This is a genomic window from Sphingobium sp. IP1, assembly GCF_002708645.1.
Lineage (GTDB): Bacteria > Pseudomonadota > Alphaproteobacteria > Sphingomonadales > Sphingomonadaceae > Sphingobium > Sphingobium yanoikuyae.
Genome location: NZ_NOIW01000200.1, coordinates 1 through 4,513, shown reverse-complemented (window position 1 = coordinate 4,513; position 4,513 = coordinate 1). Strand labels below are relative to the sequence as shown.

Genomic DNA, 4,513 nt, shown 5'->3' with positions numbered 1-4,513 from the left:
GGTCGTTCTATCGAAAAATCGCTCATATATTTATCTAAACCCGTTAAAATTATTGAACTTAATAGAAAAAACCCCGTAGATCTGATTATTCAAATTAAATTGCGAGTTCACGTTCTGAGGTCTTGGCTTTACAACGGATTGCCGCGTTCGAAATTCGATACGTTGCACTTCCATATGTGGGATGTCTGCTTATGGAAAGATGACGACTATGGGATCATTCCGATTGGCATTGGCAATCTCCGCAATGTTGCGGACAGTCACGAGACGTTAGAAGAACTAATCAAGCTGATAGCCGCCTTAGCTAGAAGATTCCCCGGGCATCCGAACAGGGCCCATTCGAAAATGCTGATCCGCAAGATCGAATACCTTGAGGCCGCCGTTCTGGGAGAGCAAGCCCTACAACTCGGAGATGAAGCTTCGACAGCTAAATTTCTGGAAGAGTGGGAAGATCCGCGCCTTGGACTCGGGAAACTCGTGCACAAACGGACGATCACGACCCATGCTAGATATGGTGGTTTGGTACAATGGGCAGTCTCTCTTTTTGCTGCATTCCAAATCTCAAGGCGGCGGCAGTTAGGCAGCGTTGCTCCGTCGCCGACGTCCATTGAGAACCGCAAGAGCATTGAAAAGCTTGTAGCGTCTTTTGTCCCCACCACTCACCAGCTGACGAGCTTCCTGTTTAAGCTGGCCCTCATGTGCGACATAGACTTGGGTTCATTGAAAGAGCTGGATCGTGAATGCCTGAGGAACTCAGAAGGTGGTACGATAGATATATTCTACAGAAAGAACAGAAATTCTAAGAAACTCCTATCACGCACTGTCAAGGATGGAAGCTTGGAAACCCCGGGCGGATTGATCAGAGCTGTTTTGGAGATAACAGATCTAGCAAGCCAAATACTTTCGAAGCACGGACATCAAGATGCAAGAAAATTATGGCTGGGTGTTTTCAGAGGTTCTGGAGTACACGCTTGCGATTTTTTCGATACTAAGAGCCATCCTTGGGTAGCGTTTTGTGATCGCAACAAAATTACCAATGATAATGGCGACGTTCTAGATGCGATCCAGCCATCAAGATTCCGTAAGACAGTCAAAGCGGTAAAATATTTGAGAAGTGGCGGCGATGTCAACGCTATCGCTGACGACAATAGTAAAAACGTTGCCCGGGACCACTATGCAAATCTTCCAGCGCTTGCTGAGATGCACGACGAAGCTGTCGCCAGTGCTTTTAGGCGCGCTTTGTCGGATTGTGACCATCGCGTTCTGCCAGATCTATCGAATAGGGAATCGGAGGCTGAACAGCTAAGTCAAGCAACAGGCTTCAGCGTGGCCACCTGTCTCGCTGTCATTGATGGTGAAGAGGATGTCTGGCTAGCCGGCTGCTTGGACTTCTCTGCAAGTCCATATGGCGCCAAGGGAGAGGATTGCCCTACGCCATTCACCGAGTGCTTGCACTGCCCCAACAGCGTATTCACCGCCCGCAAGCTCCCCAATCTATTGCGCTTTAAAGGTATTTTATCCGATCGGCGAACTGAGGTCGGCGACGAAGAGTGGGCAGCGCTCTATGCGGAGGATTGGTATCGCTTGACCAAACAGATACTTCCCAGGTTTAGCGAGGCGCAGATTTCTGGAGCTTCGAAGATTATTCAAGGAGACAGTCTCGACGACGACCCTGAACTATTCATTCCGGCGGTGATTGGACTTTCGGCATGACTGATGGCGTGACAGAGGTGGCTGCGGCGAAGCTAGGTCTCAAAATCGATCCGTCTCTTCCCGTCATCCCGAAAAACTATCTGGACCCAGGGGAGCCTGCCGATCAGCTCAGCATCAAGGGTGACAAAGAGTGGGATCTTACTCCAGGGATCGCGAGGACAAATGTTCCAACCCATGACCGGAAAGTGAGATTCGAGGACTATCCTATTGAATATGCTGAATTAATATGGGCCTATTCATGGTTATGCATGAATTTTGATCATAGTTGCGTGGCGACTAATCTCGCCGCAGTTCCGCCGGCTAGAGTTCGCCGAGAGGCGAAGCGACTGTTGAGATACCTTCGTTTTATGAAGAACAGGGGCGTTGGCCTCGCTAACATCAGGGATTCAGATAACGACGCGTGGATGGCTCTCTTTCGGGGCCAATCGCACCCCAGCAGAGTGAGGGCCTCCTCAGTTCCGAAGCGCCTTCACATATATCGGGATTATCTCGACGTAGATATGCCTGCAGAGGGGCCTTGGAGAGATCGCGAAGCGAACGAAGTGCTTGGCAAAAGAGAGCAGACCTTCGTTAACACGACAAACCGCGTGCCGCGATCGATCATGGATCCGATGCTCAGATGGGCCCTGCTTTATGTCGATGTCGCTTTCGAAGATGTTTTGCGTATTGCCCGAGGAGATCGAGCATCTGTTATCCGTCCAACGGCAGGCTGCGCCTGCATCCCCGGTACAAATGTCAGTTGGCGTTCGGACAAACATAGAGATCGCTTTCGGTATGAGCAGATACATCTATTTGTGACAGCAGCTTACATAGTCACTGCCTACTTATCCGGGATGAGGGATTGCGAAGTGCAGGCGATCAGGCGCGGTTCTGCGCGAGTGAAGCGGGATGAAGAGGGCAATCCGTATCGGCATTCGATTGTCTCGATGGCCTTTAAGCGTCAGCACGTCAGAGGCGTGATCGAGGAGTGGGTGGTTTTACCAGAGGTGCATCGCGCTTTAGAACGCGTCGAGAAAATATCCGACTTGATGCGGGAGTTAGAGCCACGGTTCTTCGAATGGCCGGACTCGGACCTGCTTTTTCGAAGGTACTCTAACGTTCGGACGAGTGTTGCGGCGATCACGATCCAGATTAATCAGTGGCTGCGAGCATTCGAGAAGCACGCGACTCTGTTGGCAAGTGATGCGATCGCTAGAGCGAAAACCAAGAAAGAGCGTGAGCACATTGCCCGCAACTATTTGATCCCGGTGCACGACTACGGCCGCCCATGGAACTGGATTAGCCGCAATTTCCGGCGCACGATTGCTTGGTACATCGCAACTGAGCCGTTTGGCGTAGTTGCAGGCAAACGGCAGTTTGGCCATGTCCAAGAGACTACCTTCCAGGGCTATGCAGGCTCTTGGAAGGCGGGATTTCGCGACGAGATTGAGGTCGCACGTCAGATCGGCAAAACGCGCGATATTGTTGAGATGTATGCTCACGTCAGAAACGGTGGAACCTTGGGCGGCCCCAAAGGGAAGGAACTCGCAGACGAGTTCAGAGCGGTTGCCGCAAAGCTCGGCGACCTCCCTGGCCAGGTTGTGGACGAGAAGCGTCTCCTTGGAATGCTCAAGAACGCTACGCGTGAAATCTACCCCGGGCTCTTGAACGACTGCTATTTCGATAGAGCGACCGCACTTTGCCTTCATCGACCGGGTTTGAAAGGTCGAGACAAGCCCTACTTCGCCCAATGCGATTGGGAGAAGTGCCCAAACAGCTGCTTCTGGGGTAAGCATCGGGCGGCGTTTCAGTCCAGCCTCGAGCATGCGCAAAGCCTCAGAAAAAGGCCTAAGCTATCCAAGAACCAACGGACCGCACTTGACGTGGTGATAGCAAAGTACCGCTCATCACTGAGCAGGGCAGAGCATGCCTGTTAAAAGTGCGAACTCGGAAGCTGTCCGCGCCGCTGTGCAGCGCATCCTTGACGGCGATCCGCTTCGCGCGCCGAATTGTGATTTGCTCGATGCCAATCTTGTTTTGGAAGCTGGGGTGTCAAGAGCCACCCTGTATCGCTGTGAGGAACCCATGATCACGTGGCGGCTGGCCAAGGAAGCTGCGGCTGCGGAAGCTATTAAAGCCCTTGGCGCTCGAAAGGTCGAGGACCCCTCACTGGACCTTACTGATGAGCTACTCTGGAACACCGCTCGGATTGACTACGCTGCATTCCACAAGATGCCTGAGGAAATCCAGTTGGCCTGGGTGGACATGAAGACTGCGGTGCCATGGCGCTCTAGGCGGGAGCATGTCGGGTACAACGCAGATCAGGTGATCGAAACACTCGTCAATCAGTTGTTCGGGGCGACACTTGCACTACGCCGGGCACACGAGACAATCGAAGCGCTAACGGAGCAGGTCAACAAGTTGGGCGGAAACATCGTCCCGATCCGGCCAACTCAAGGCGGACCTGAGACGTCGGGCTAATTTCCCAGGTGAGGGAGCCCGGCGCTGAGCGCCGGGTCCATGCCTCCTATTGAGTGTCAGGCTCGGGCAGGATCAGCGCTGCGCGGACGGGAAAGCTCCGCGCAGATCCTGCCTTCCGCAGAAGGTCCTGCTTCTCGGCTATCATACAGGTAAGTTCTACGCGGTGTAAATGTGACAGAAAGTTTGAGACTGCATCTGATCTTCGCGGAGAACCAAGCCCAAGTTGAACAGTGCCGGCGGAACACGCAGGGAACGCGAGCTGGTAAGTATTTGATTTTGCTAGGCGTGGGTTTGGGGGCAAAACCGGATGTGCTAACAACATTTTGCCTGTAACTGGCCGTTT

At 52.8% G+C, this 4,513-nt stretch carries 2 protein-coding genes and 1 pseudogene; all 3 read left to right on the top strand.

Features of this window, described 5'->3' with window-relative positions; all coding sequences use genetic code 11:
• Nucleotides 1-1,710 (top strand): annotated as a pseudogene (locus CG471_RS30905) (hypothetical protein); the annotation flags it as partial.
• Nucleotides 1,707-3,626: a hypothetical protein gene (locus tag CG471_RS30430; RefSeq protein ID WP_143560313.1), complete on the top strand. Its 1,920-nt coding sequence runs from the start codon at nt 1,707-1,709 to the stop codon at nt 3,624-3,626. The pseudogene CG471_RS30905 and the gene CG471_RS30430, both read left to right, overlap by 4 nt.
• Nucleotides 3,616-4,170 carry a hypothetical protein gene (locus tag CG471_RS29050; RefSeq protein WP_137405283.1) on the top strand — a complete coding sequence of 185 codons (555 nt, stop codon included), beginning with the start codon at nt 3,616-3,618 and terminating at the stop codon, nt 4,168-4,170. The genes CG471_RS30430 and CG471_RS29050 overlap by 11 nt, the downstream gene beginning before the upstream one ends.
• Nucleotides 4,171-4,513 lie beyond the last annotated feature (343 nt).